General features: G+C 39.9%; 21 protein-coding genes. 5 read left to right on the top strand and 16 right to left on the bottom strand.

The window, feature by feature from the left end:
- Positions 1-236 precede the first annotated feature (236 nt).
- Together IW510_RS12360 and IW510_RS12355 are read right to left on the bottom strand one after the other, a co-directional pair.
- On the bottom strand, positions 237-2,018 hold the full coding sequence (locus IW510_RS12360; RefSeq protein WP_202060087.1) for an ABC transporter ATP-binding protein: 1,782 nt from the start codon (positions 2,016-2,018) through the stop codon (positions 237-239).
- Entirely contained in the window at positions 2,019-3,761 is a 1,743-nt protein-coding gene (locus IW510_RS12355; protein WP_202060085.1) for an ABC transporter ATP-binding protein, read from the bottom strand.
- A 146-nt stretch (positions 3,762-3,907) separates the two neighbouring features.
- Here IW510_RS12355 and IW510_RS12350 point away from each other — a divergent pair, with 146 nt between their 5' ends.
- A complete protein-coding gene (locus IW510_RS12350; RefSeq protein ID WP_202060083.1) occupies positions 3,908-4,729 on the top strand; it encodes a helix-turn-helix transcriptional regulator in 822 nt (273 codons plus the stop codon).
- A 153-nt stretch (positions 4,730-4,882) separates the two neighbouring features.
- Here the strand turns inward: IW510_RS12350 and IW510_RS12345 are convergent, their stop codons facing one another.
- The 9 genes from IW510_RS12345 to IW510_RS12305 form a co-directional block, all read right to left on the bottom strand.
- A complete protein-coding gene (locus tag IW510_RS12345) occupies positions 4,883-5,389 on the bottom strand; it encodes a hypothetical protein (protein WP_202060081.1) in 507 nt (168 codons plus the stop codon).
- Positions 5,390-5,605: a hypothetical protein gene (locus tag IW510_RS12340; protein WP_202060079.1), complete on the bottom strand. Its 216-nt coding sequence runs from the start codon at positions 5,603-5,605 to the stop codon at positions 5,390-5,392.
- A gap of 110 nt (positions 5,606-5,715) precedes the next feature.
- A complete protein-coding gene (locus IW510_RS12335; RefSeq protein ID WP_202060077.1) occupies positions 5,716-6,459 on the bottom strand; it encodes a hypothetical protein in 744 nt (247 codons plus the stop codon).
- Between the two features lie 338 nt (positions 6,460-6,797).
- Positions 6,798-8,345, bottom strand: a complete 1,548-nt coding sequence (locus tag IW510_RS12330; protein ID WP_202060075.1) for a bifunctional metallophosphatase/5'-nucleotidase — start codon at positions 8,343-8,345, stop codon at positions 6,798-6,800.
- 252 nt (positions 8,346-8,597) lie between these two features.
- The gene (locus IW510_RS12325) at positions 8,598-9,401 is read right to left on the bottom strand and encodes a metallophosphoesterase family protein (protein ID WP_202060277.1); all 804 of its coding nucleotides are present in this window, start codon (positions 9,399-9,401) and stop codon (positions 8,598-8,600) included.
- Between the two features lie 2 nt (positions 9,402-9,403).
- On the bottom strand, positions 9,404-10,186 hold the full coding sequence (gene phnE, locus IW510_RS12320) for a phosphonate ABC transporter, permease protein PhnE (protein ID WP_202060073.1): 783 nt from the start codon (positions 10,184-10,186) through the stop codon (positions 9,404-9,406).
- Positions 10,183-10,962, bottom strand: a complete 780-nt coding sequence (gene phnE, locus IW510_RS12315; RefSeq protein ID WP_202060071.1) for a phosphonate ABC transporter, permease protein PhnE — start codon at positions 10,960-10,962, stop codon at positions 10,183-10,185. The genes phnE (IW510_RS12320) and phnE (IW510_RS12315) overlap by 4 nt, the downstream gene beginning before the upstream one ends.
- On the bottom strand, positions 10,959-11,726 hold the full coding sequence (phnC, locus tag IW510_RS12310) for a phosphonate ABC transporter ATP-binding protein (protein WP_202060069.1): 768 nt from the start codon (positions 11,724-11,726) through the stop codon (positions 10,959-10,961). Before phnC ends, phnE (IW510_RS12315) begins: the two co-directional genes overlap by 4 nt.
- 60 nt (positions 11,727-11,786) lie before the next feature.
- Positions 11,787-12,713, bottom strand: a complete 927-nt coding sequence (locus IW510_RS12305; RefSeq protein WP_202060067.1) for a phosphate/phosphite/phosphonate ABC transporter substrate-binding protein — start codon at positions 12,711-12,713, stop codon at positions 11,787-11,789.
- 293 nt (positions 12,714-13,006) lie between these two features.
- Between IW510_RS12305 and IW510_RS12300 the strand changes: the two genes are divergently transcribed.
- The gene (locus tag IW510_RS12300; RefSeq protein ID WP_202060065.1) at positions 13,007-13,684 is read left to right on the top strand and encodes a cyclic nucleotide-binding domain-containing protein; all 678 of its coding nucleotides are present in this window, start codon (positions 13,007-13,009) and stop codon (positions 13,682-13,684) included.
- 495 nt (positions 13,685-14,179) lie between these two features.
- Here the strand turns inward: IW510_RS12300 and IW510_RS12295 are convergent, their stop codons facing one another.
- Both IW510_RS12295 and IW510_RS12290 read right to left on the bottom strand, forming a co-directional pair.
- Positions 14,180-14,533 (bottom strand): hypothetical protein, encoded by a 354-nt coding sequence (locus IW510_RS12295; RefSeq protein WP_202060063.1) that lies wholly within the window; start codon positions 14,531-14,533, stop codon positions 14,180-14,182.
- Between the two features lie 235 nt (positions 14,534-14,768).
- Complete coding sequence (locus IW510_RS12290) at positions 14,769-16,259, bottom strand: helix-turn-helix domain-containing protein (protein WP_202060061.1); 1,491 nt, start codon at positions 16,257-16,259, stop codon at positions 14,769-14,771.
- 204 nt (positions 16,260-16,463) lie between these two features.
- Between IW510_RS12290 and IW510_RS12285 the strand changes: the two genes are divergently transcribed.
- Both IW510_RS12285 and IW510_RS12280 read left to right on the top strand, forming a co-directional pair.
- Positions 16,464-17,282 carry a sortase domain-containing protein gene (locus IW510_RS12285; protein WP_236674737.1) on the top strand — a complete coding sequence of 273 codons (819 nt, stop codon included), beginning with the start codon at positions 16,464-16,466 and terminating at the stop codon, positions 17,280-17,282.
- 422 nt (positions 17,283-17,704) lie between these two features.
- Positions 17,705-18,277: a TMEM175 family protein gene (locus tag IW510_RS12280; protein WP_202060057.1), complete on the top strand. Its 573-nt coding sequence runs from the start codon at positions 17,705-17,707 to the stop codon at positions 18,275-18,277.
- 106 nt (positions 18,278-18,383) lie between these two features.
- On the opposite strand, the gene IW510_RS12275 is transcribed toward IW510_RS12280, so the two are convergent.
- Entirely contained in the window at positions 18,384-20,960 is a 2,577-nt protein-coding gene (locus IW510_RS12275) for a family 78 glycoside hydrolase catalytic domain (protein WP_202060055.1), read from the bottom strand.
- Positions 20,961-21,003: 43 nt separating this feature from the next.
- Entirely contained in the window at positions 21,004-22,320 is a 1,317-nt protein-coding gene (locus IW510_RS12270; RefSeq protein WP_202060053.1) for a PTS sugar transporter subunit IIC, read from the bottom strand.
- 271 nt (positions 22,321-22,591) lie between these two features.
- Between IW510_RS12270 and IW510_RS12265 the strand changes: the two genes are divergently transcribed.
- Positions 22,592-23,626: an AraC family transcriptional regulator gene (locus tag IW510_RS12265; RefSeq protein WP_202060051.1), complete on the top strand. Its 1,035-nt coding sequence runs from the start codon at positions 22,592-22,594 to the stop codon at positions 23,624-23,626.
- A gap of 197 nt (positions 23,627-23,823) precedes the next feature.
- Here the strand turns inward: IW510_RS12265 and IW510_RS12260 are convergent, their stop codons facing one another.
- Positions 23,824-24,570: an SDR family oxidoreductase gene (locus IW510_RS12260; RefSeq protein ID WP_202060049.1), complete on the bottom strand. Its 747-nt coding sequence runs from the start codon at positions 24,568-24,570 to the stop codon at positions 23,824-23,826.
- Positions 24,571-24,587 lie beyond the last annotated feature (17 nt).

The raw sequence follows: 24,587 nt of genomic DNA, 5'->3' as shown, positions 1-24,587 counted from the left end.
CCCTTCTTTCTAAAAGCCATGATTCTTTCCATTTACTTTAACAGAAGAAGGAAATTTATTATGGTCAATTTTTGCACAGCCGTGTGAAAAAAATGAATGATGAAAAGGTTGAACCGCCTTTAGTAGAATCGTGTATATTTATATTTCCACTAATTCTCATAGAAAAAAGTCTTCTGCCAAAGATACCGGCAAAAGACTTCACTGCTTCTTTCGTTTCACTAATGGAATCAATAGAATTAGCCGACTTGTAATAAGTCATATTGAGATTGGTACAAATGATGATACAGCCCTCTCAGCTTCATCAATTCTTCATGCGTTCCCGCTTCGACAATCTGACCATCATCTACATAAAAAATCTTTGAACTGTTTTTAATGGTTGATAGACGATGGGCAATAATAAAGGATGTGCGGCCCTTTAGTAATTCCTGCAAGCCTTCCTGCAGCAGCGTTTCTGTTTTTGTATCAATACTCGATGTCGCTTCATCCAGTATCAAAATTTTAGGATCAGCCAGTAACGCTCGCGCAAATGAAATCAATTGACGTTGTCCTGCTGACAAGGTACTCCCGCGCTCCTCAACAACCGTGTGGTACCCATCCTTTAAGTCCTTGATAAACTCATGTGCCCGAACGATTCTCGCCGCTCGAATCACCTCTTCTTCGGTTGCATCCAGCTTGCCATATCGAATGTTCTCATAAATCGTACCTGAAAAAACAAAGGTATCCTGCAGCATAACACCCATCTGTTTTCGTAAAGAAGACAACGTAACCTCTCGCACATCATACCCATCTACCTTGACACTGCCCTCGTTCACATCATAGAAGCGGCTCAGCAAGTTGATAATTGTAGATTTCCCAGCTCCCGTCGGTCCAACTAGGGCAACACTTTGTCCCGCTGCCACAGAAAAGCTGACATCATTCAAAATATTTTTCCCAGGCTCATAGCGGAAGGTTACGTTCTCAAAATCTACTTGTCCGGCAATTTTTGGCAGCTCCGTCGCATTTGGCTCATCCTGTATATCAGGAACCTCATCCAAGGTTTCAAAAATCCGTTCTAAATAGGCAGTTGCCGTAATCAATGAATTATAAAAATTGCCAATATTAATGACAGGGTTCCAAAAATTATTAATGTAGCCGATAAAGGCCACCAACGTTCCAGTGCTGACTGTAACTCCTACTTGACGAATACCAATAAAGTAAATCAGGCATGTAGTCATTACGGCAATATTTTGGACTCCCGGCCATAAAAGAAATTGAATTTTTACAGCCTTCATCCATGAGCTTCGGTATTCCTCACTTACCTCATTAAAAATTTGAAAATTTTCTTTTTCTCTGGCAAAAGATTGTGTAATCTTGATACCGGAGATACTTTCATGAATATAGGCGTTCAAATTGGACTGCTTGTTACTAAGAACCTGATACGCCTTTCTTTGTTTTGTCGTAATAACCATCACGATGATAAACAACAGCGGGAGAAGTGCCAAACTGTACAGTGTCAGCTTTACATCAATAAGGAACATAAAAATTAATGTGATAATCACATTAAAGATATCCGAAATCAGATTAATTAAACCATTACTCAACAAATCACTCAGCGTATTGATATAGTTAACCACACGAATGAGAATCTTCCCATGAGGTCGATTGTCAAAGTAGGCAAATGGCAGACGCTGTAAATGCTCAAAAATGGAAGAACGCATATCCTTCAAGATATCCTGCCCAATCTCAGTTATTGCATGAATGCGGTAGCGAAGAAGCCAACCCATGATAACGAGCGATATCAGGAAGACACCACTCAGTACCCAAAGCAACGAAGTATTTTTTTGCGGTAAGATATCATCGATAGCAATCTTCGTGAAATACGGTCCCAGCATTCCTAAGACATTTGCCACGATGATGGCAGCTAACACCTTTAGTATTGGTCGTTTATAAGGTCGGATGTAGGCAGCTACTCGTTTGTAATGCCCCCAATTGAATTCTTCTTCCAACGCTTCATCCTGATCGAAACGATTGCGTGCCATTTAATCCACCTCCTGCTTTTCTAATCCAAGCTGTTTCTGATAAACCTCATAATATTGTCCTTTTCGAGCCACTAACTCTTGATGTGTTCCTTGTTCCACCACATGCCCTTTCTCCATCATCAGAATCAAATCTGCCTCTCGAACAGAGGAAATGCGATGAGCGATAATAAAGGTTGTCTTCGCCTCCGTCAGCTTCGTCAGCTCCTTTTGAATCTTGGACTCGGTTTCCATATCAACAGCCGAGGTCGTATCATCCAGAATAAGAATTGACGGGTCCTTAGCCAAGGCTCTTGCTAGAGAAATCCGTTGCTTTTGACCACCTGATAAGCCAACCCCACGTTCTCCAACTACTGTTCCATAGCCCTCAGGCATTTTTGAAATGAAATTATGCGCATCGGCAATTTCTGCCATTTGTTGGATATAGTCCATTTCCGCAAATGGATTACCAAAAGCAATATTTTCTTCAATTGTATTAGAGAATAGAAAAACATCCTGCATAACCATTGAAATGCTTTCCCGTAGTTGGCGAACTGGATAGGAACGTGCATCCTTGCCGTCAATCAGTACCTCACCCTGTGTTGGATCATAAAACCGTCCAACCAAATTAACCAGTGTCGTTTTTCCTGCCCCGGTTTCTCCTAGTATTCCGATAGTCTGACCCGGTTCTATTTCGAACGACACATTACTCAATACATTGGTTTTAGGGTCATCGGAAAAATGGAACGATACATTTTTAAACGTAACATAGCCTTGAATTTTTTCCTCAGTCTCTCTCAGCTCAACAGGAATTTGTGGTTCAGTATTCAACATTTGACGGATTTTGATGCAGGCAGCAGAGAAGCGCTGAACATCATTAATCAACCAGCCACTCATGCGCATCGGCTGATTCAGCATCCAAAGAAACCCATTAAAGGCAATCAACTCCCCCAATGTTAATTTCCCTTGAATCACGAATATTCCTCCTAACAATAGGGCGAGAACATTCAGACTACCCGCCAAGCCATCCAGCCACGGGAGATATCTGCCGGACACCTGTGCGGAAGCCATATTTCTTTGCTTATAATCTTCATTATGGGCATTAAACTTCTCTATCTCATAATCCTCACGAGCAAAGGCTTTGACCACACGATTGCCGCCAATATTTTCCTCCACCATTGAATTCAGACGAGAGAAGCTTTCACGAATATCGAAAAAGACTGGGTGAGCCTTTCCGGCCATTTGTTTTGTCAGTACAAAAATTAGAGGTGTGACTGCTACCAGTGAGAGCATCAACGGCAAGCTGATACTTCCCATCACCACAACCGCACAGATGAACCAAAGGATACATTCAAGGATATTGTAGACAACCCAAGAAACGAAATGACGAATGGCATCCGTGTCACCTGTCATCCGCGCCATGATGTCACCCACTCTTGTATGGTTAAAGAAATCAAAATCCAACTCCTGCAGCTTTTGATACATATCCTGTCTCAGTTCAAATAATGTGTTTTGACCAATCCGTTCAAATACAATCTGATAGGCATAGCGAATCACTGTCCGAAACAATGTGATACCAACCATAATCCCCAGAAAGGGCAACAGCAGCTCCTCTCTTTTTTGTGTAATTACCTGATCAACGATTTGTCCGGTGACCAACGGATTTACAATAATCAGTACCGCGTTTAATAACAATAAAATAAATGCTAACACAGCTTTTCCTTTATATTTCCGTGCATATTGCCAAATCCACTGATAATTGTTCATTCTATTCACTCCCGACGTCTCAGCAAATTTCTGCTTTCTTTTTTGACTCATTCGAAGTATAGAATAGTCTTCAAGGAATAAAAATGAAATGGGCAATATTACTCAAAATGATGTACAATATTAGCATAAAACTTGGAGGCGCTATTATGGCTTATACAAATGTTCAACTATTTAACCCAGACATACTTTATGCCTTCGATCCTTGGAACGACGGCAATCACTATTCCAAGCGCCACACCCATGAGTTTATGGAGATTAGTATTATTTTAGAGGGAGAAGCAGACTATGTCATTGAGGATGAAAGAATTACCTTAGGACCGGGAAGAATCATGCTCTTTAATCCGGGAGTTTTTCATTCAGAATCTCAAGCAGATGGTAGCTATTCCCATCAACTGCACATCGGCATTGGCAATATCTCACTGGATGGTCTGCCAAGAAATCATTTCCCCAACAAAAAAGCCTTGATAGACCTAGGGGAATACCATAGCCAATTTTTGGAAAAGGCATGGCGGTTAGCACAGGAATTCAATGAGCAGCAAGAAGAATTTCAACTGATGGGAAAAGCATTGGTTATCGAGATGCTTGTGTTAATTTTGAGAAGTCTCAATAAAAAACGGGAAGAAATCATACCACAAACGCTGTCAAACTCAGCCAAGCGTAAACAAAACCTTGTGAATCAGACGATTTATTTTCTTGAAAACTGTTATACAGAGGAAATTACATTAGAACAGCTGGCAGCAACCTTTTATGTCAGCCCAACGCATCTATCAAAGGTTTTCAAAGAGATTACCGGCAGCAGCCCAATCAATTACCTGATTCAGATTCGCTTGAAGCATGCCAAAAACCTATTGGAAAGTGAAGCAGCTCCAAGCATCAAAGAAGTCGCTCAAACTGTCGGTTATGATGATGCGTATCATTTCAGCAAACTGTTTAAAAAATATTATGGTGTAGCACCGTCAAAGGTTTAAGTGCTGCAATCAATAAAAGGAAGGCAAGTGGATTATTTCGTATCCGCTTACCTTCCTTTTATGAAATGGAACATATTCAAAAATTTTTCCACCGATTCATGAGCACATATCTTTGTTTATCAGACATCCTTTTCTCAAACTCATCTTTCCTGTTTATCTCCAGTTGCGGTGGCTATTTCTGGGTACATAATCCATACGTTCAGCTAGCTGCTGCTCCCATATGTCCTGGTCGTAGGCAGGCATATTTACGGACAACATTTCCAGCTTCTTCAAAGAAAATATCGGACTGTAATCATGATTCAGCAGTCGAAAACCAGTTGTCTGGAAATCCTTTAGCTCAGTCAGATTTTCTAAAAATGCCAGACTATCTACTTTAATCAGATTATCCATCCCACTATCCAGCCTTAATACAGTCAAGTTTGTTAGATTTTCCAAGGCTGAATAATCAGTCGCTCCAACCGTTGACAGTCCCAATACTTCAAGATTTGTTAAATTTCCTACAGGTGAAATATCCTTTGTTGAAGCTCCGGCAGTCAAGGAAGCATGTGTTAATTTTTTTAAGTTTCTGATTTTCGTCCAATCAGGATACACGCCCCACTTAATGTACAATTCTTCTAAGTTTTCCTGCATACAGATTGCGTTAAACAGCTTTTGATTCATTCAGCTGACACAATAGATTTTTTTCAGTTTTTTCGGATTTTTCTCAAGAAAATCAATCCAGTCTTTTACCACCTTTGTTCGCTGACTTTGCTTTGGAAAATCCCTTTCACTCAATTGTGTGCAGTTCAGGTTAATTGCTTCTTCCCCTTGATACTCATCAACTGTCACCAAAAATTTCTCTGAATGCTTATTAAATCGATATGTATAATAGGTCATTTTCTACCTCCTTTTAGTTTTTCATCTTTATCCGTGCAATTATTTTCTCTCTGTCTGAAATGCAAAAAAAAATCATTTGTCTCGTTGTATTTGTATAAACAGAAATTTCTTCAGTTGGCTGACTCCATTAACTTACAGTTTCTTGTAGATAATCCTAACCAGCATTCTTGCTCCTGCAATGCTTGAATCAACTGTTCGGAAAAAAACACCCCATGTTCACGCGCATTCACCACATCAAATGGGTACCTACTGTTCAATGTAATCTGCTTTGGACGAACCAAACTGCAAAATTTCTCATCAGTAAATGCTTGATAGGCTTCTTCTGATTCAACCGGAGGCATGTCTTGCCACACCCAGTTATGATCCTTTTCATCATGTAGATAAGTAAATGACGATTGTTTATAATCAATGGCATCAGAAGCAATCACAGCGAAACCTACAAGGAAATAGTTTCCTGAAAAAGCACCCTCTTTTTTTGATACAATACGACAGGCCACCACAGTCATTGGCGGCAGTTGATATTGTTGCATTACTGCAAGAGCCTTTTCTGACACAATGAACTGAATTGCCGCTAACCGAAAGGCAAACGAAACAAAGGCTGTTTCCTTTGTTGATTTGCGGTCTGCATAAAAGGTTACAGGCAACTGCAGCTTCTCTGTATCTATTTTCAGTGGAAAGCGGTCAAAACCGTAGTCATCAAAGCGCCCACCGCTGAATACTTCACAATAGTATTTCCTTTCCTCTTTGTTTCGAAAGGACTTCGTCCATTTAGATTCGACTTGAAAACCACCATTTCTATCACCGGTTATTTTGGGTTCTCTACTTGTTTCTATACCAATAAAGAGCCTATTCATGTTTATTTCCTCCAACTTTTCCAGTTCTACTAAAAGTATACCAAAGGATGACTGATTGAGGGATAGAACTTTAGAAGTACATCTTTGCTGCAAACAAACAACAAAATAAACTTGAAAATAGGAAAAGCTGATACACACTTTAATTGGAATCAATTTAACATTTTTAAAATCCATTTACGCTCAAAACATCCATTAGACAACAGCCTAGTATAAAGCTTCCTCGCTCTCATTTCTTCAAAACAAAAAAAGCAAGCCGAGTATTTCTATGAATACTCCACTCGCTTTTTTAGGTCTAGTTAATCGAAACCTTTTTTAAGCCTTCATCCTCAGTGATCGTTTTACAGAATCACTTGAAAATTTTCGTTTGTTGTTGCTTCAATTACAGGATGCTCTCTCAAATAATCTGCAATCAGCTCGGTCATATCGACTTGAATCTCCCGTACTATTTTTCCGGAATCAAACATCCCATAATTGCCTCCGCCAACTGCACGATATTGGTTAATGACAACCTCGAACATTTGATCTTCTTTAATTTCATTCTCTTGAAACAACAAGCGAGTAATCCGCTGACCACTTGGTTTGCTTACATCAATGGTGTAATCAATTCCTTCGTACATATCATAATTATAATATTGTGGTTTTGGCTTTATAAATGCTGGATTGAACACAATTTGATTCTTTTCTACAGCTAAATACCCAGCGGTCTGTTCCAACGCTTCCCGTAGGTCTGCTCCACTGATTTTCACAACAGCCAATGTGTTAGGATAAATATAATTTGTGATGATGTCACGCATTGTAATTGTCTCCTTGAAGCCCTTCCCTTCATTATTGAATAGAGCCGTTCCGGAAATTTCTGCACCACTGGCTGACAGTTGGACTCGATTGATAAACTCAACATAAGGATGTTCCACCAAACGTGCACGCATAGGGTCTCTGATTTCCATATCTCCTACAACTCTTCCTAAAGGCTGATCCAACCAATTTTCCAGTTCGGTGTCCAGTGCGTTAACTTCTGAAAGGATTTGAGCGTCTGCTTCTATGTCAGCAACAGAATGAAGCTTTGCACTTGCAGCTGTCACAACAACTGTCCCACCTTCACTTTCAATTGTCAATTCGATTTCACCAATATGACTGCCACGGTAACCAGGTTGAACTACAGGCACATCATTAATAACTGCTGCAATTTCTCGGTGCTGGTGTCCTGTAAACAAAGCATCAATGCCAGCAACCTCATGAAGTAGCTGATACCCTTCGTTTTCTCCCGTTAACTGCTCCGTTGCTTTGCCATCCTCAAGGCTTTTCTCAAAGCCGCCATGATAGCTCACCACAACAATATCAGCAAGCTTCCTAAGCTCTGGAATCAGTCTTTTTGCTGTAGCAACAGCACTTTCAAAACGCATACCTTGAATAAAAGCAGGCTGTTCCCAATGGGGAATGTATTGTGTAACCAATCCCAATACAGCAACTTTTATTCCTTCTTTTTCAATAACCGTATAGCCTTTTCCAAAGTAGGGTTGCCCTTCTTCGCTTAGAATATTTGCTGCTAAAACCGGTGCATTATAGCTGGCAATTGCTCGTTTTAGATAATCTAAACCGTAATTAAATTCATGGTTACCTAGCACTTGAACATCATAGGACATCGCATTGATTACTCGTGTAAAATCAGGAAGCCACTGTTGATTTTTTGCGACATAATAGCTTAATGGCGATCCTTGGATAAAATCACCATTTTCTATTGTGATTATCGGACCAGCAGCCTGTACTCTCAATTTCTTCAATTTGGCAGCCACTTTGGCAGCCCCAATTGCCAGGTTCTGTCCACCAGCATAATTCGTTGGTGATATATAGCCATGGATATCACTTGTTTCAAAAAAAGTGAGTTTCATTTTCCTTCCCCCTCTGTAAGTAAAACGGAAGCACAGATAATGCTGTTTTATCCATTGCTTTCATCGTTCGTGGTTTTTCGCAACAGCATTATAAGGTGAATACCACACCAGCCATTTAGTTGATCGTTCTTCTGCCTAGGTGATTTTCCGCGAGATACAGCGAAAAAGAGCCGAGAAGCATCTCTGCCCTGCTCTTTTTTCTGATTATCATTCAGGCTTGAGTCAGCTCTTAGAACTCAGCTTTCTACCTTTTTAACTACGCATATCAAGAACCTTCAACACCTGTCCTGAGAATTTCGTTTCAGAAATTTGGCGCAGCATTTTTCCTTGTTCAAATTGATAGAGGTTATACCCACAACGATTTTCGAAGCGTACAATGCCCTCGCCTAAATCATCACCTGCAAACGACATACTGGCAACAGTAAAATAAGGAACACCATTAATAGTACCTAAGTATGAATGATGAGTATGCCCATTTAAAATGCAGAGAACATTTGAAGAATCGATTAACTCCAAAAATCGTTCAGTCCCCGACCACTTTGGCATGCTACTTTGCTGAGAGAGTAAATGGTGATGGGTCGCTACTATGATTGGTCTATCCTGCAACGCTTCTAACGTTTCCCCCAACCACTGAAACTGCTCCTCGCTGACAACACCATTCTCATGCCCATGAGCAGAATTATCAAAAGAAACAACTGTGAAATCAGGAAATGTAATAACCTGATTGTAGGGCAAAGCTGAAGCAGCTTCTTCACACCAACCAACACGAAAGTTTTCTTTGATATCATGATTTCCCAATGTGACAATAATTTCAATGTCTCCTAAAACAGATTGGAGCCATTTCTTCAAGAAACGATAATCTTCAATTTCTCCATCTTCTGTCAAATCACCACTGATAATCACCAAATCAACTGTTTCCTGATTCATCACTTGCTGCAAGCACTGCTCCAGTTGAAGCAGTGGATTTTTCATTAGTGAGAGCATACTTTTATAGCCTTCTTCACAGGCTTCGTATTCTCTGCGAAAATGTATATCTGATATATGCAATAAATTCATCTTCATCTCAATTTCTTTCTTATTATTCCCGTCACCTGATCCAAAATGAACACAGTGAGCACAACACCAATCAATATAATACTGACCTTGCTCCATGTACGGGTCTGAATCGCAAAAATCAACGGTGCGCCAATTCCACCAGCACCCACCAAGCCAAGAGTAGCCGCACTTCTGACCGCAATTTCAAAATGGTTTAACGCTAATGAGCTATATATTGGCATTAGGTGAGGGATTCTTACAAAGAAAATTGTTTGCCAGAAATTTGCACCGATAGCCTCTGCTTCTTCTACTAAATCCTCATTCATGGCTTCCATTTCTTCTGTAAATAGTTTCCCCAGCATTCCAACTTGATGAATACCAATTGCCATAACCCCAGCAAAAGGACCCGGACCGACAACCTTTACAAAGATAATTGCAAAGACCAACTCAGGAAATGCCCGTAAAACATTACACACAAATTTTCCTATTTTTGTCATCCAAGGATGATTTCTCCATAAGTTTCCTGCGCTTAATAGGGTGAGAGGAAGCGCTAGAACAGTCGCAATCATTGTCCCTAAACAAGCAATGCCAATTGTCAGCAGAAGTAAGCTAACTAAATCTTCGCCGCTTCCATCATAGAGAAAGCCCCAATCTGGCTGACTTAATCCTCGCAAGACATCCATTCCCATAGAAAGAGAAAAAGTGCTCAGTCCGGAATAGTCAATACTAAGTCCTGACCAAATCAGCAAAGCAACTAACAATCCCAAAAAGAACCATGTTTTTTTACTTACATCACGGAGTATCATAAGAAGGACCTCCTCACCTGCTCACTCAGCTTGTCAACAATTGCTACAGTGACCAGAATTGTCAGAATGATAATCGAGACACGCTCATATTTCAATAATGCCAAGGAAGAATTCAAGATAACACCAATGCCTCCTGCTCCAACATAGCCAAGAACCGTCGAAGCTCGTACATTCACTTCAAATGCATAAAACGCATAACTGGCAAACTGACTCATTACTTGGGGAGCAACCGACCATACAGCAATTTGCAGCTTATTTGCGCCAACAGCTGCGGCTGCTTCAAGTGGACCAAAATCGATTGTTTCTATTGCTTGAAACATCAGCTGAGAGACCATGCCAAAAGTAAAGACGGCTATTGTCAGTACACCTGTTGCTTCACCAATACCAAAAACTGCTACAAACAATGCCGCCAGAAGCAAGGTGGGAATCGTTCGAATCAATCCCAAAAGAAAACGAAAAATCGTCGATACCCAACGATTCTCTGTAATTGTCGTTGTCGCGAAAAAACTGACTGGTATTGCAATAAGAACACCAATCGTCGTTCCCAGTAAAGACATCTGCAAGGTTTTAATCATCGGATCAACCAGCTTTGGAAGATAGCTAAATTCCGGATGAACAAAACGTGATAAAAAAGCAGTGACTTGACTAGAGTTCGTAAACACTTTGGAAAAATCAGCACCAGTAATTCGCATACTGCTAAAGAAGCACACCAATAAAATAAGCAGAATCAGCAGCTGTTTATACCAATTAAAGTGAACAGTCTCTTTCAGCTTCACGTGGATTCCCCTGCCTTTTCTTCAAATATCGCTTTGCCGTATATTTGCTCTAATCGAGTATCAGTCAATGCCTCCGGAGTTCCATCAAAAACCACTTCACCGGCTTTCAAGGCAATGACTCTTGTAGAAAATTCACGCGCCAACGGTACTGAATGCAAGTTGACAATTATCGTTTTATTCATCGTTTTGTTGATGTTCTTCAAGTCCTGCATAACCTTCTGGGTAGTAATAGGATCTAATGAAGCAACTGGCTCATCCGCTAAAACAATAGATGCTTGCTGAACCAAGGCTCGAGCAATAGAAACTCGCTGTTGCTGTCCACCACTCAATTCGTCACTGCGGGAATGAAGCTTATCCGACAAACCAACTGTCTCCAACGCTTCTTTCGTTCGCTGATAGTCCTCTTTCGTAAATAGGCCAAAGATACTTTTTAGGGTTGTATAATAGCCTAGCCTTCCAGACAAAACATTTTTTTGAACGGTACTCCGTTTCACCAGATTAAAGCTTTGCGAAATCAGTCCAATTTGACGACGAAGCAAGCGCAATTCTTTTTTACCGGCGTTCGTAATTGATGTTCCATCAATTTGAATATCTCCTTCAGTGATTGGCACCAATCGATTAATCGACCGTAATAAGGTACTTTTTCCAGCACCGCTCAAACCAATAATAGAAACGAATTCTCCATCTTCTATGGTTAGATTGATTTTATTTAAACCTTTTACTCCGTTCGGATAAACCTTTGAAACATTATCAAAAATAATCATTATCTTTCCCCATTTTTAGCGAATGCCGATGCCTAAGTGGCACCAGCATTCGTCAAAGTCTTATTCTGCTGCTTTTTCTGTATATTCACGAATGGTATCATAGGCAGAATCAGCTGCTTCTTCATAGCCTTGATGCCCCCACAATGACATCGCCTCTGCACCATCTTCATCATCCTTCATGCCAAGGAAAACATCTTTGATTTCCTTTTTCAACTCATCATCCATTGATGGTTGAACAGCAATCGCATCATTAGGAATGTCGCCTTCTGTCAGATAAAGTACTTTCAATTCCTTGAATAGGTCATTATCAGAGAAGCTCGAAGCAAACACATTTCTAGCCCCCTCGAATACGAATGCCGCATCCATTTGACCGTTCAACACTGCTGTAATTTCACTTGGGATGTCATTAACTGTCGTCAATGTTGCATCTGTCGTTGGATCAACACCAGCATCCTTCAGCTCTGCAACCGGGTAGATGTACCCGCTGGCTGAATTGGGACTTAATGTTGCAATCTTTTTCCCTTTTAAATCCGTTAATTTATTTAAATCACTATCTTCACGAACTAATATTTCCCCTTTGAAGGTATTTGTCAGCTCTCCCTCCAACGGTAAACCGGTTTTCTGATCATAATCGCCAAGCTGTGATGTCAAGATTGCTTCTGCTGCATCCATGTCTTTCGCCTGAACATAGGCTGCCGGAGGCATAATTCCTACATCTACTTGTCCAGAGCCCATCGCTTCAACAATTGTAGAGTAATCAGTTGCTAACGTTACTTCTACCTCACGATCCAGTTTTTTAGAGAGATATTCAGCAAATGGTTTTGCTTTCGCTTCCATACTTCCATCATTATTCGTTGGTACAAATTGAACAACCAATTTTTCCTTAGTAGCCTCATTTGAACTTCCTGAATTACTTGATCCGCATCCAGTTAATGCTGCCAAAAGCATCACGCCCATAAACCCTTTTACCAATTGCCTGAACTGCATCTTTTCTCCTCCTAGGAAATGAATTTTGATATGAAAACTATTAAACTGTAGCAAAAAATGCATTCTCAGAGCAACACTGCTCATGCAATGAATCCTCGCATACTACTCACTGATTCAACAGTTTCATATGGTACGTCTAAATAATAGCAAGGATTTCAATTTTTGGAAGTGACTTGTGTCCTATTTTACATAATTTTTACAAACAATTTACGAAAACCACCGATTATCGTTCGTGTTGAGTACAGATTGATTCTACGTTATAATAAAGCAAAATACATAAGGAGTCATCAATCATGAAAAGAATTCAGAATCCCGACCGCTTATCAGCATACATAAAAAATCATGATTTGCAATCATACATGGACACGGACCTTTTTTCCATGGCTTCTTTATATTCCTTCGAGAAGGAGGATCATCTCATCCATGCAGAAACTGCATCAGACTTTCTATATTTCTTAGTTGATGGAATGGTGATGGTCTACTCCTATTCTTCCGGCACACAAAACATCTGTATTGATTATACAAAGCCCGGAACCCCTCTCGGCGAAGCGTCTTCACTATGGGGGCTTCTGCCTCAAAGCAGTGTTAAGGCAATAACGCCATGTGTCTGTGTTGCGATTCCTCTAAACCAATATAGAAAAACGTTACAGCGAGATGTTCGGTTTTTACAAAATATCTGTCAAATACTCAGCTATCGACTCAACTCCGGGATTAACTTGGCAAATTCCTTAACTGAACCTGTAGAAACACGCTTGGCAAAATTTATTTTGACTCATCATAAAAATGGTGTTTTTTCCTTCCAATTAACAACCTGTGCAGCAATATTAAATGTAAGCTACCGACATCTTTTGCGAACCATTACCAGCTTTCGCGATGCCGATATTTTAGAAAAGAAAAAAAATAGCTACTTAATCCATGATATGGAAGCATTGGAGAAATTGGCCAACAGCCTAAATCAGCTAAAAAAATAGGCATTACGTCATGCAATACAAAAACATACTTAGATTAGTAGGAAGAGACTGAGACAAAGCCTCTCCGTCTGACGAGTAATCACAGGAGCAGAAGCGTTCTGCCGTTTGTTCGGATATATGCTATTGATGAAAAAAATTTGTTACAGTCCCACACTCTTATTGATTCTCTTTCTTCAAAAAATCAATACAAGCAAAAAGAAGGAATGAAGTGTTTAGCTCCAGATAATAAGCGATTTTTGTATCTGCACACTTCTTCTTATGATTTTCAAACTATCTAGTGATTCGAATTTGTCTTTGAATACAAAAAAGGAGCCTAGGACATAAAGAAATTCCCAGACTTCCAGTGTTACTATATCCGAATAAACGGTGGGCCAGAAACAGCTCCTTCGACAATAAGCCGAAATTTAGCAAAAATTTGTAAAACAATTTTCGTAAATTCCGGCTTATTGCTTGAAGCTAACCACTTCTGGCCCAACCTCTTTTATAGTTATTGAATCAATAGTTTTCTATAGCTAAAATCGTCTCTTCATCATGAACAGTCAAAAATACTTTTTGCTGGTACTTTTCAGCCAGCTCTTTGATTGACTCCACGAAGTGATTTTCACAGTTTACATACAAGACAATCGCCTCAAAGCGCCCACGAATCGATTGCATGAACTGTTCAACTTCCTGAACCAAGTCTCCTGTCGCCAAGGTTTCATAGGCATGCATTTGCTTTCCTCTTACAAAATTATGAGGAATTCCACCTTTATGGCTGACAATGGCTACCTTATTCCCAGAGTGTTCCTTCTTTACTACATCCCAAATATTTTCGATTTTTCTTGAATCGTTTCCTTTAACTATGATCATGTCTATTCTCCTTCATCTATTATCCATTTTTTTGAATAAGACACAAAGAAGCCTCATGATGACTGGCACTTCCGTGTGTCCAGCTCAATCATGCAAGATAATCCCCTCCCAATAGCATAACTATCACAACCATAGCATAGAAAAAATAAAAAGCAAGCCTATTCAGGACAAAGCAATGGCAAGTCCGGCTTCTGCAATACGCCTTTACCATAGAAAAGAATACCAATAAGCATTCTTAACTATGTAAATAGGGGATATCCTCCGGCAAAATCAGTCTTGCTTTATCAATGAAATCACGCAAATCATTTAAATCCTTCGAAGACAGCACATCCTCAACAACAATCAACTGCTCATTCAGCATTCCTTCCGGAAAATAATTTGTCACATATAAATCGGCTGTTTGATAGCCTGACACATCCGTATCCAATATCACATGTTTTTGATAAGTGGCAGAAATTTTATATTGAAATGCACTTGTTAATTGATCGACCATCGATTGAGCGTGCTCTTGCCCAAGATCACTCAAAACCAGTATAGAAACCGTTTTCCGCAGCTGATCCATATAAATAGCCAAATGCTCCCAATAAATCATCACTTCATGAAGCAGCTCATTTTGATACATCTGGTACCACGGAAAAGCTGTTTCCTCCTCTAGTACTTTCAACGCTTTTGAGACTACCGCAGAAAAAACCACATAGTTTTGTTGAATTGCTTTACTTGAAAACAAAAAACGATCATAAATCATATACTTTTTGAAGGGAAACATTTTGTGTAAGGTATACGTATTTTGAAAAAGGCGGATAATTCTCTCCCTGCTGCTCTCTGTAACAGGAATCGTCAACGCATTCCTTATTGTTTCCACAAAGTCCTCCCCAGCACTTTCCACTTCTTGCTTTTCCAGCAAAGATTTCCAACCAAAATTCCACCAGAAAAAGGTATATATGAAGTCTTCGTACCAACAGTCTGCGATTTCTTTCGGTTGCATTCCTGTAAAGTCATAAATTTCATTTTGATAAATAAGCAGCTGCTCCTGCTCTCTTGCAAGCTCTTCTCGTTCCTTCTCAGGAATCTGTACATAGTATCCTTGCTGCTGGCGAATAAGCGTCACTGCAATCGAAAAAGCAAGGTGAATGATTTGAATGTCTGTCAATTGTAATTGAAAATTCTCATCAATTTTTTGGATAAAAGCCAAAATCTTCTCTTTATCAAAGAGAAATGGCCAATCATGAATGCCGTATACTTCTAAAAAATAAGCCGCAAAAAAATAGCGAATCTGCCGCTCTGTTTTTCCGAATAAGTAAAAAGGCTTTTGTGACAGCTTCAGTTCTCGATCCCTTAAGGAGACATTAATTTTTTTGGTTAAACGATACAGTGTCGACTTACTCATGAAAAGCTTTTCTTCAAAAAAATTTGATTCATGATTTGGGTGGAAAAATATTGATTCCAGCAAAATAAATGCCGAGGATTCTTTGATGATTTGTGAATAAATATCATGAATCGATTGGTGTGGGGCTGTAATCATTTTTATCCCACTCTTTTTTGATATTTCAATCGTCAGGTACGCCCCCCAACGTTCTTCCAAATATTGGCAATCCAAAAATAACGTCTTGCTTGAACATTTTAGTGACTTGGTCAGTTGTTCAGATGTCAGCCACTCAGTGGTACTATATAGCTCATTCAACAACAATACACGCCGATTCATTTCATTTGATAATAAGCGTTCCATCTCATTACCTCCCCTGTTTCAATTTTTTCTAGGTACATGATAAAAATTGAATATCCCTTGATTTAATAGTAATTATATCATTTTTTCATGTTTTTTATAAACAGGAAATTAGGAATAATGCAAGGGTGTCCTATATGATGTGGGTGTCAAGAATAGATTAGCGTTTATCGATAAATGATGATCTCACCAATTGGAGGGATTCTCATGAAAAAAAGAACATTAGCGTTATTATTTCCTATGGGAGCAGCTGTTTTATTGGGCGGAGCAGTCATCTTTGATCACAGCGTTGCTGCGGAAAATACCTCGGCAATCCGTTCAGCAGTATCAGCCTCTTCCCAGCTAGAAGAGAGCAGTACTGTGGAAAGTACAGAAACAAGTACAACAACAAGCACAGAAAAAAACTCAACACCTCAAACAGTTGAAACAGAGGCAGCTTCAAGTACAGCTCCTGTCGAGGTAGAAACAGAACCCTCTGTCTCAGTTGAATCGGAAGTCGCAGTTGATACCCCTGCTCCTGAAGAGCAAGCGGTCGCAACGCCTGTTCAATCTGCCATCGTTTCGGAAACAGCGTCTCAACCCGCGCCTGTCGAAGTCAGTGCTCCGACTTATCAAGCAATGACACTGTCTCTTGCCGGTCAAACCATTTCTTATCAAAATGGCGGAACAGGCAGTGGACAAGGAATTATTGACAGCAATCCCAATGGTGTTGCAGCAACATGGGGCGGAGCACCTGTTCAGTCCGGAGATGATGGCATGAATACCCATATCATTGGACATAATCCTGGGGCGTTCTCAGCTCTGTTCAGCGTAGGTATTGGGAGCCAAATTGTAGTAACAGATGGTGCCGGCACCCCAACTACTTACACCGTTCAAAATGTTATGCAGGTTGATGATTATGGCAAAGAGCTTTCTACAGGACAGGATGTATGGGATCTGACAGTGGGAACCGGAGGCGGCGAACGAATCACCTTGCAAACCTGTGTTAACGATGATGTAAACCTGTTTGTTTTAGCATATAAATAAGTTAGGTTCAGATTCAATGGATTTGTGAAAAGGCATTTAGTTCCCATAACCAAGTAGGTATGGTTATTGCATCTGTTCAACTATCGCAGTAAAGTACCTCGGCTCTAAGTGTTTTAGCACTTAGAAGTTGATGATATCGGAACGAAGTATAGAGAACTGCTGTCTCTAGCAGTCTAACGACTCTCGAGTCAAAGTATTAGGTTCCTACAAGCTTGGCTGCAGTTCTCGCTTTGCTCCGATTCTCGAAGCCTGATGAAGCTTTTGAATACCGTTTATTCTTTTTAAGGGATTAGGATATTCTAAACTCACTGTATGAACTTTTACCTACTCCAGCATTTCCACTCATGGACAAGTCAATTGCTTTACAAAATCACTTGTTGGATGTATTCTTCTTTTGATTTATAGTCGAAAGGAGGGTAACGATGAGAAAAGAACGGTTAGCAGCATTTACTGATGCTGTACTGGCCATCATTATGACGCTATTAGTTTTAGAACTAAAAAAACCTGATGTGTTGTCTTTTGCAGGTTTTTGGGCATTACGAGAAAACTTTTTTGCTTATACACTTTCCTTTTTTTGGCTAGGCACAATGTGGGTGAATCTTCATAATGAATGGGAAAATATCGAAAGGATATCGAAAAAAACAGTTTGGGCAACATTGATTATGCTCTTCTTTTCATCCATTTTTCCTTACTCCACCAGTATTGTTGCTGCAAATTTCTCTAATGGTGTCGCACAGGGCTTTTACGGATTAATTGTCCTACTAGTCACCTTCTCAAATCTGTTGACCTATCAGACACTACTTGCTCCAAATACCTCCAGTGAGCTATTTTTAAAGCGAATGAATCATCGTGTACATTGGCTTACTTATGATATCATCCTTAAAATTATTGGGTTTGTCGTATCAGTTACTATTTATCCACCTGCAATGAGTCTTTCTGTTGTTTTGACTCTTTTGCTTTTTGTAATTCCCAATCAATTTGAAACCGGAAAATGAAAAAATTGAAATTCGGTAATCGTCGTTCAAAAAGAAGCAGACCGCTGTGATAGAACCATTTATCACAGCGGTCTGCTATTCTTTTGATACTATAAAATCTTGAGCTTTATTCTTTTGTCAGCGTAACCAACAGCTCATAACATTCAGCAGATTCCTTTAAAACCTTTTCTACTCTCCAACTCTTGTTAGAGCAGCTCAACTCGTAGGACATGTTTTTAGGTAGTGTTATTTTTCCAACGATACTTTCCTGTGTTTGTGTCCACTGCACCTCAATTTTCCCGTATGGTGTCTTGAAGCTGCCACTTACCTCTTCGATGAACAATTCAGTATTTGGTACTATGATGACCTTTTGAAGTAATCCATCGGGAAAGTTGATTCCCAGAAGCTGTTTAGCCATCCAAGCTGAATAAGAGGAAAACATCGCATGATTCAATGATCCGTTATACGTTGTATCCTTATCTTTCATTGGAAAATGCTCGCTTATCGTGCCTGTCTCTAGATACATCGAACGATAACTTGGATGTTGCTTTCGAGTCAACCACCGAAAGAGAAGCTGCTTATGGCCAAAGTCCTTCAGATAGTCGTAAACCCAGGACATTCCGAATATCCCTGCGGAAATAATACCATCATTTCTTTCTATTTTATCTGCCAGCCGCTCAATCATCATTTTTTTATCAGCAGTATCCAATAGGTCAGCCTTAAGAGCAAAGATATAACTAGATTGTGTACCATCTCCGAAAATCTTCTCATCTTGATGATAATAAGTTGTGTAAATTCGTTGCTTCACTTCATGGATTTTCTCTGACAGCTGCTTTGCCAGCCTCTTTTCAGAAAGCTGCATCATCACAGCTGCATATTCCTGAAGGATAATACTGTAGCTGCAGGCGGAGCAAAATTCCTGATCCGGTGAGCGAATGACCAGCCCATACACTACTTCATCAATCGAACCCCAGTCACCCAAACTGCAAGTTTTAATGTAGTCAAAATCAAAGCTGAGTAAATACTCAATATGTCTGGTCAGCTCTGGAATAAATTGTTTAACGAAAGAAGCATCACCATAGAATTTCAGCAGCTTGTTGGCAATGGTCGGCAGAACCAGCTGCCAATCAACGGCACCGGCTTTATTACTGGGACCATTTGTCATAATACCTACAAAAGGCGCTGTTGCCGGTATTCCGCCTTGTGTCGTCTGGTCATTGATGAAATCTATCATCACTTTTTTCAACAAGCTGAGACTATCAATCGAATACAGATGGGAATCGATCAATGCGACAATATCACCACCATAACCAAAACGCTCTCTGGTACAATCTTCAAAATAAGAATGGATATTGTTTAATCGAGTTTGAAGACCTACCTGCCAAAGCCCGTTCAATATTGGGCTCGAGCTGGTAAATTCCGTAATCACTTCGACATTCGTATGAAGACTAAACGCTGTTATATCCTTTATTACCTCTTCAAAGGAAACAGGCTTATCAAAAATGAACTCGACATAACGGAAGGAATGATACGTGTACTGATTAGAGAAAGCAAATACTTCTTCCCTAGTTTTTTTAAGTGAATCTTGTTGAATAATCTGTTGATTCGGTTCAATTCCCAGCTCAGAATCTGCAATACCATAAGTACCACTAATGGTGCTTGAATAATTCAAGGTACCGTCAGCAGACAGCATTTCCGAATAGTTTAATTGAATGGTCCCTGTAAAATCTGCTGCCACAGTAAAGGACAGCTGACCTGAGATAATTCCACCAAAATCAACAATTGCTCTATTCTCCTGAAAAAGCACACGTACAGGTTCTCTTTTCTTCACTCGTTGTATTTTCGGGATAAATCCTGCTGTCAGTCTACCTGAAGGGCCTATGATTTTCACAGTTTTTCCTCTTCGGCTTTCGTCCAGACAATCTGTCATTCGTTCACCGACATAAACATTATTCATAAGAATTGACCCATAGGAACTTTCCCAGGTCGTATCAGTGGCGATTTGCCATCTTCTTTCCTCCACATCCTCCAAGTCAATAACCGCGATTAAGCATGGCTTTCCTATTGATAGCTGTTTACGTACATTGTATTTACCTAGAATATTGATTGGTGCCGGATTATACCAGCCATTCCCCAATTCAACAGCGAGCGTGTTTTCTCCAACCATCAGATACTCTGAAATCTCATAGGTATCATAATAAACAACCTTATCATAATTACTTAGGTCGTTGTTCAGATAGTCGTTTCCTACTCTTTTACCATTTATAGACAATGTATAGTAACCCAGACCACAGATATCAATCCAAGCTTGCTTTATCTCTGCTTCTAATCGAATCACTTTTGTTAGAATAATTGTCGGGTTGTCTCGAAAATAAGTTCCCTCTTTCGCAATGGGATGATCTAAACGTGTAATCCATTCAGCCTTTTCAAGTCCTTGACTGGTCGTTGTAAACTGGCTGGACAGCTTCAGCAATTCATTCTTTGGCGACTCCAAGGTAACCTCAACCAAAAGTGTCTGTCGTTCACCTGTCAGCTGTTTCGAGTTTAATTTAATAATCGCGGCTTTCTCCGCAGTTTGCTTCTCTTCTATAAAAATCAACTGCCCGTTTCTATCTGTGATTTCTATGGAATACCCTGCTTGCTCAAACAGGATATCCCGCCAAGCTATCGTCACAGAATCTGTAATTGTGACAGAATCAGGCATTATACTGCCATTTATCAATAGACTAATTTTCGTTCTCTCCCTTCTATCCTTCGTTCTCTTCAGCTTTAGCAGTGGTTATTTCTTTTTCATAAATCTGCTTATCTGCAGCCTTAACAAACGGCAGCCACAACAGAGTCATCAGAACCAACAGGACAATCTGTAACAATGACCCTCTAATACTTCCTGTCACGAAATAGCCGCTAAATATTATCGGTGTCGTCCAAGGCAGTTGTGCCAAGCCTGTAGGCAACGGAACGATGCCGGAGGCAAATGCCAGATAGGAAACTACTGTAGAGATAGTATTTCCCAACAGAAACGGAATAATGTAGCTGAAATTCAGCATCAATGGTATCCCGAAAAGAGTCGGCTCACCAATGTTGAACAGATATGGAACAAAAGCGATTTTTCCTACTTCTTTGTACTGTCGGCTTTTAGCAACCAATAAAATGGCAATGACCGCTCCCACCAAGCCAATAGAAGCAAAATGACTTCTGAAGCTCATACTGATAATATTTTCTGGAACCTCTCCGGCAAGAGATGCCACTTTGTTTTGATCCTCCAAAACCTGATGGATAGGGTCCATAACTGCTGCAATAATTGACGAACCATGTAAGCCGAAAAACCAAAGAAACTGCTCAAAAAGCTTCACGACAATCATACCGCCTAGGGAACCGCCCAGCATGGTCAACGGTGTACCTAGTACTTTATTAATCAGACTCAACGCATCGCTATTAAAGCCTATTTCCAGAATCAGACGGAAAATGAAAAATACGAAAACGACGATGAATGAGGGAATCACTGACTCAAATGGACCGGAAACAGCCGGTGGAACAGAAGCAGGCATCTTAATCTTGATATCTCTATCCGCAATCAGCTTATACAGCTTCACGCTGATAATACAAACGATGATGGATAAGAACATGGATTGCGCACCGATTCGGGAGATGTCCAGCATCGGCCCTGTTTCTGTTTCAGTCAACGGAGTCAATAGTAAGAAAGAAACTAGTGCTGTCAGAATGTTTTGTGTAACATTAACCTCCAGCTTTTCTGATAAGGATTTGGATAATGAAATTACGACAATAAGTCCACCAATAGCCAGCGTTGCATTATTCACATATAGCAATTTTTCTTGCCAGACACTGGCATCTGCAACACCGAGAATACTTGTAATAAAGTCTGTTACTGCATCAATTGGAAAAAAAGCAATGATTAAAAAGATTGAAGCTACGAATGTGAAGGGCATGTACGCCAACATCGCATCTCGAATTGCCTGAATGTAAAGATTTCCGTTTACTTTAGCTGAAAACGGCCCTAGCTTTGCTTGTATTCTGTCCCCTAAAGACATTTTTTCAGTAGTCATTTTTGTCACGTCCCTTTATTTTTTATAGTGACTATAAATGATGTCCGGATCACCTTTTATGATATCGCTATCATAATCATTGTAGCTGATTGAACACGATTCGTTAATATCTATTTTTGACCAGAAGATTGACTGAATTTTACTTTCTCTATTTATAGTTCATTTTATCAAAAGCTGTTCATGTTCAGGTTGACAGGTTCAACTTGCTACGCTTACCATAGAAGTAACTATCGACACACATTCATTGACCATTCTTATCAGGAGGTAACCCATGGATAAAAAGGATATTCGTAAACGTCTTGTTGCCTATACAGAAACAGAAAAAGAATTATTGGCACCGAAAAATCAAGCTGCTTCGATGGAATATGAGTATTTCCCCTTCTTCATTTCAGAGGGTGGTCAAAAGGTTTATCGCTATACCTTTGAAAAACATTTAGAGAGTGCTTTAAAAAAGGATTTCCCTTACACTCATTTTTTGGAAAGTAGCCAAGTAATTATTTTAAAGCATGCTAGACATTCTTATACTCCTTTTCACACCCACGACTTTATTGAGATGAGTTATGTCTATTCCGGTTGTGTGGAAATGATAATCAATAATGAGAATGTAGTACTAAAGCAAGGTGACTTCTGTCTGTTGGATACCGATGTGATTCACCGTGTTCTGGAAACCTCTGAGAAGGATATTCTGATTAACTTCTTGATGAAAAAGGAGTATTTCTCTTCGCAGATGCTTCGTCGCCTCGCCTCTAACAGCACCATCTCTCAATTCGCTGTAGACGCCTTATCTGAAAGTCAAAAGCACGATCAGTTTATTGTATTTGAAGCATTAAATAACGAGTTTTTATTGGATGCTATTGAAGGCGTGTTATCCCACTATTTCGATCCTGTGGGTGATTCTCACGAAGTGATTAATGCCTATATGATTATTGTCTTTTCGGAGCTGCTGCGCTCCTTTCAAAAGAAAAAATCACAGGAATCAAAAAAAGCCAATCAATTTTATATTGGCGATATTTTGGATTACATGGAGAAAAACTACATGAGTTGTACATTAAAGGAAGTTGCTCACGAGTTTGGGTATAATCCCAGCTATCTCAGCCGACTCATTCATAAGCATGTGGGGAAATCCTTTATTTCCATTATTCAGGATATTAAACTACAGCATGCCGCTTTGTTATTGAAAAATTCCACACTTCCTATCGAACAAATTATCCAGCAGGTTGGTTATAAAAACTTGAGCTTCTTCTATCAAAAGTTTCATGAAAGATATGACCTCTCGCCAAATGATTATCGAAAAGCGTTGATATGAAGAAAGTCTAAAAATTATTGCAACAAAAGCCTTTTGCTAATAATTATATTCAAAAGAAGGAATGCAACTCAACATCTCTAAAATCTGCTTGAACAAACAAAGATGGTAAGCAAGACCGTTAAAAAACCTCTTGCTTACCATCTCTTCTATAGGAAATCATCCAGTGTGTCAGTCTTTACAGTCATTGCAGTTGCTGATTACCACGGCTGAGTAGTTGGCCCTACCGTAAATTCATTCACATTCACATCTTCCGGTTGATCGATAGCGTAAGCAACGATACTGGCGATTCGATCTGGTGTAATGCCATACTGTTCATATAGACCGGTCATTCCTTTCGCTGTCTGATCATCGGTAATTGTATCTAACAGCTCAGTATTGATTGCTGCCGGATAAATGGTCGCTGTACGAATATTGGTCCCTTCCTGCGCTGACTCCATACGCAGAACCTCCATCAAATCACGAACTGCCCATTTTGTTGCACCATATACAGCACCTCCCGGATAAGCCTTCAGACCGGCAACCGATGAAGTTGCGATTACATGGCCTGATTTCTGTTCGATAAAGGATGGCAGCACTGCTGCTATACCGTTGAGAACCCCTTTAATATTGATGTCAATCATCTGATCCCACTCATCTACCTTCAGAGCAGAAAGTGGTGAGTTCGGCATGATTCCGGCATTTAGAAAAATGACATTCACTCGACCATACGTAGCTTTGGCAAAATCAATCAATTTTTGGTTGTCTTCCCGCTTGGTCACATCAGTAACCTGATAAACAGCCTTTCCTGAATTTTCAGTAATTTCTTCAACAATTTTTTTCAGCTTCTCTGCTCGACGAGCTGCCAACACTAGCTTTGCTCCTTTTTCAGCCAATAGCTTAGCTGTTGCTTCACCAATTCCCGAAGAAGCACCTGTAATAATAACGACTTTATCTTTAATTGTCATTGTTCTCTCTCCTTAAT

Origin of the sequence: Enterococcus sp. BWR-S5 (assembly GCF_016745255.1) — a bacterium.
Taxonomy (GTDB): Bacteria; Bacillota; Bacilli; order Lactobacillales; family Enterococcaceae; genus Enterococcus_L.
This window is presented reverse-complemented; position numbering and strand designations above follow the sequence as displayed.

What these genes read in the sequence shown, in the direction of transcription:
- IW510_RS12335 (WP_202060077.1), bottom strand. Translation starts at nt 6,459, where the DNA reads ATGAATAGGCTCTTTATTGGTATAGAAACAAGTAGAGAACCCAAAATA.
- IW510_RS12360 (WP_202060087.1), bottom strand. Translation starts at nt 2,018, where the DNA reads ATGGCACGCAATCGTTTCGATCAGGATGAAGCGTTGGAAGAAGAATTC.
- IW510_RS12270 (WP_202060053.1), bottom strand. Translation starts at nt 22,320, where the DNA reads ATGACTACTGAAAAAATGTCTTTAGGGGACAGAATACAAGCAAAGCTA.
- IW510_RS12305 (WP_202060067.1), bottom strand. Translation starts at nt 12,713, where the DNA reads ATGCAGTTCAGGCAATTGGTAAAAGGGTTTATGGGCGTGATGCTTTTG.
- IW510_RS12290 (WP_202060061.1), bottom strand. Translation starts at nt 16,259, where the DNA reads ATGGAACGCTTATTATCAAATGAAATGAATCGGCGTGTATTGTTGTTG.
- IW510_RS12345 (WP_202060081.1), bottom strand. Translation starts at nt 5,389, where the DNA reads ATGAATCAAAAGCTGTTTAACGCAATCTGTATGCAGGAAAACTTAGAA.
- IW510_RS12300 (WP_202060065.1), top strand. Translation starts at nt 13,007, where the DNA reads ATGAAAAGAATTCAGAATCCCGACCGCTTATCAGCATACATAAAAAAT.
- phnE (WP_202060073.1), bottom strand. Translation starts at nt 10,186, where the DNA reads ATGATACTCCGTGATGTAAGTAAAAAAACATGGTTCTTTTTGGGATTG.
- IW510_RS12265 (WP_202060051.1), top strand. Translation starts at nt 22,592, where the DNA reads ATGGATAAAAAGGATATTCGTAAACGTCTTGTTGCCTATACAGAAACA.
- IW510_RS12340 (WP_202060079.1), bottom strand. Translation starts at nt 5,605, where the DNA reads ATGACCTATTATACATATCGATTTAATAAGCATTCAGAGAAATTTTTG.
- IW510_RS12260 (WP_202060049.1), bottom strand. Translation starts at nt 24,570, where the DNA reads ATGACAATTAAAGATAAAGTCGTTATTATTACAGGTGCTTCTTCGGGA.
- IW510_RS12275 (WP_202060055.1), bottom strand. Translation starts at nt 20,960, where the DNA reads ATGCCTGATTCTGTCACAATTACAGATTCTGTGACGATAGCTTGGCGG.
- IW510_RS12325 (WP_202060277.1), bottom strand. Translation starts at nt 9,401, where the DNA reads ATGAATTTATTGCATATATCAGATATACATTTTCGCAGAGAATACGAA.
- IW510_RS12280 (WP_202060057.1), top strand. Translation starts at nt 17,705, where the DNA reads ATGAGAAAAGAACGGTTAGCAGCATTTACTGATGCTGTACTGGCCATC.
- phnC (WP_202060069.1), bottom strand. Translation starts at nt 11,726, where the DNA reads ATGATTATTTTTGATAATGTTTCAAAGGTTTATCCGAACGGAGTAAAA.
- IW510_RS12355 (WP_202060085.1), bottom strand. Translation starts at nt 3,761, where the DNA reads ATGAACAATTATCAGTGGATTTGGCAATATGCACGGAAATATAAAGGA.
- IW510_RS12295 (WP_202060063.1), bottom strand. Translation starts at nt 14,533, where the DNA reads ATGATCATAGTTAAAGGAAACGATTCAAGAAAAATCGAAAATATTTGG.
- IW510_RS12285 (WP_236674737.1), top strand. Translation starts at nt 16,464, where the DNA reads ATGAAAAAAAGAACATTAGCGTTATTATTTCCTATGGGAGCAGCTGTT.
- IW510_RS12330 (WP_202060075.1), bottom strand. Translation starts at nt 8,345, where the DNA reads ATGAAACTCACTTTTTTTGAAACAAGTGATATCCATGGCTATATATCA.
- IW510_RS12350 (WP_202060083.1), top strand. Translation starts at nt 3,908, where the DNA reads ATGGCTTATACAAATGTTCAACTATTTAACCCAGACATACTTTATGCC.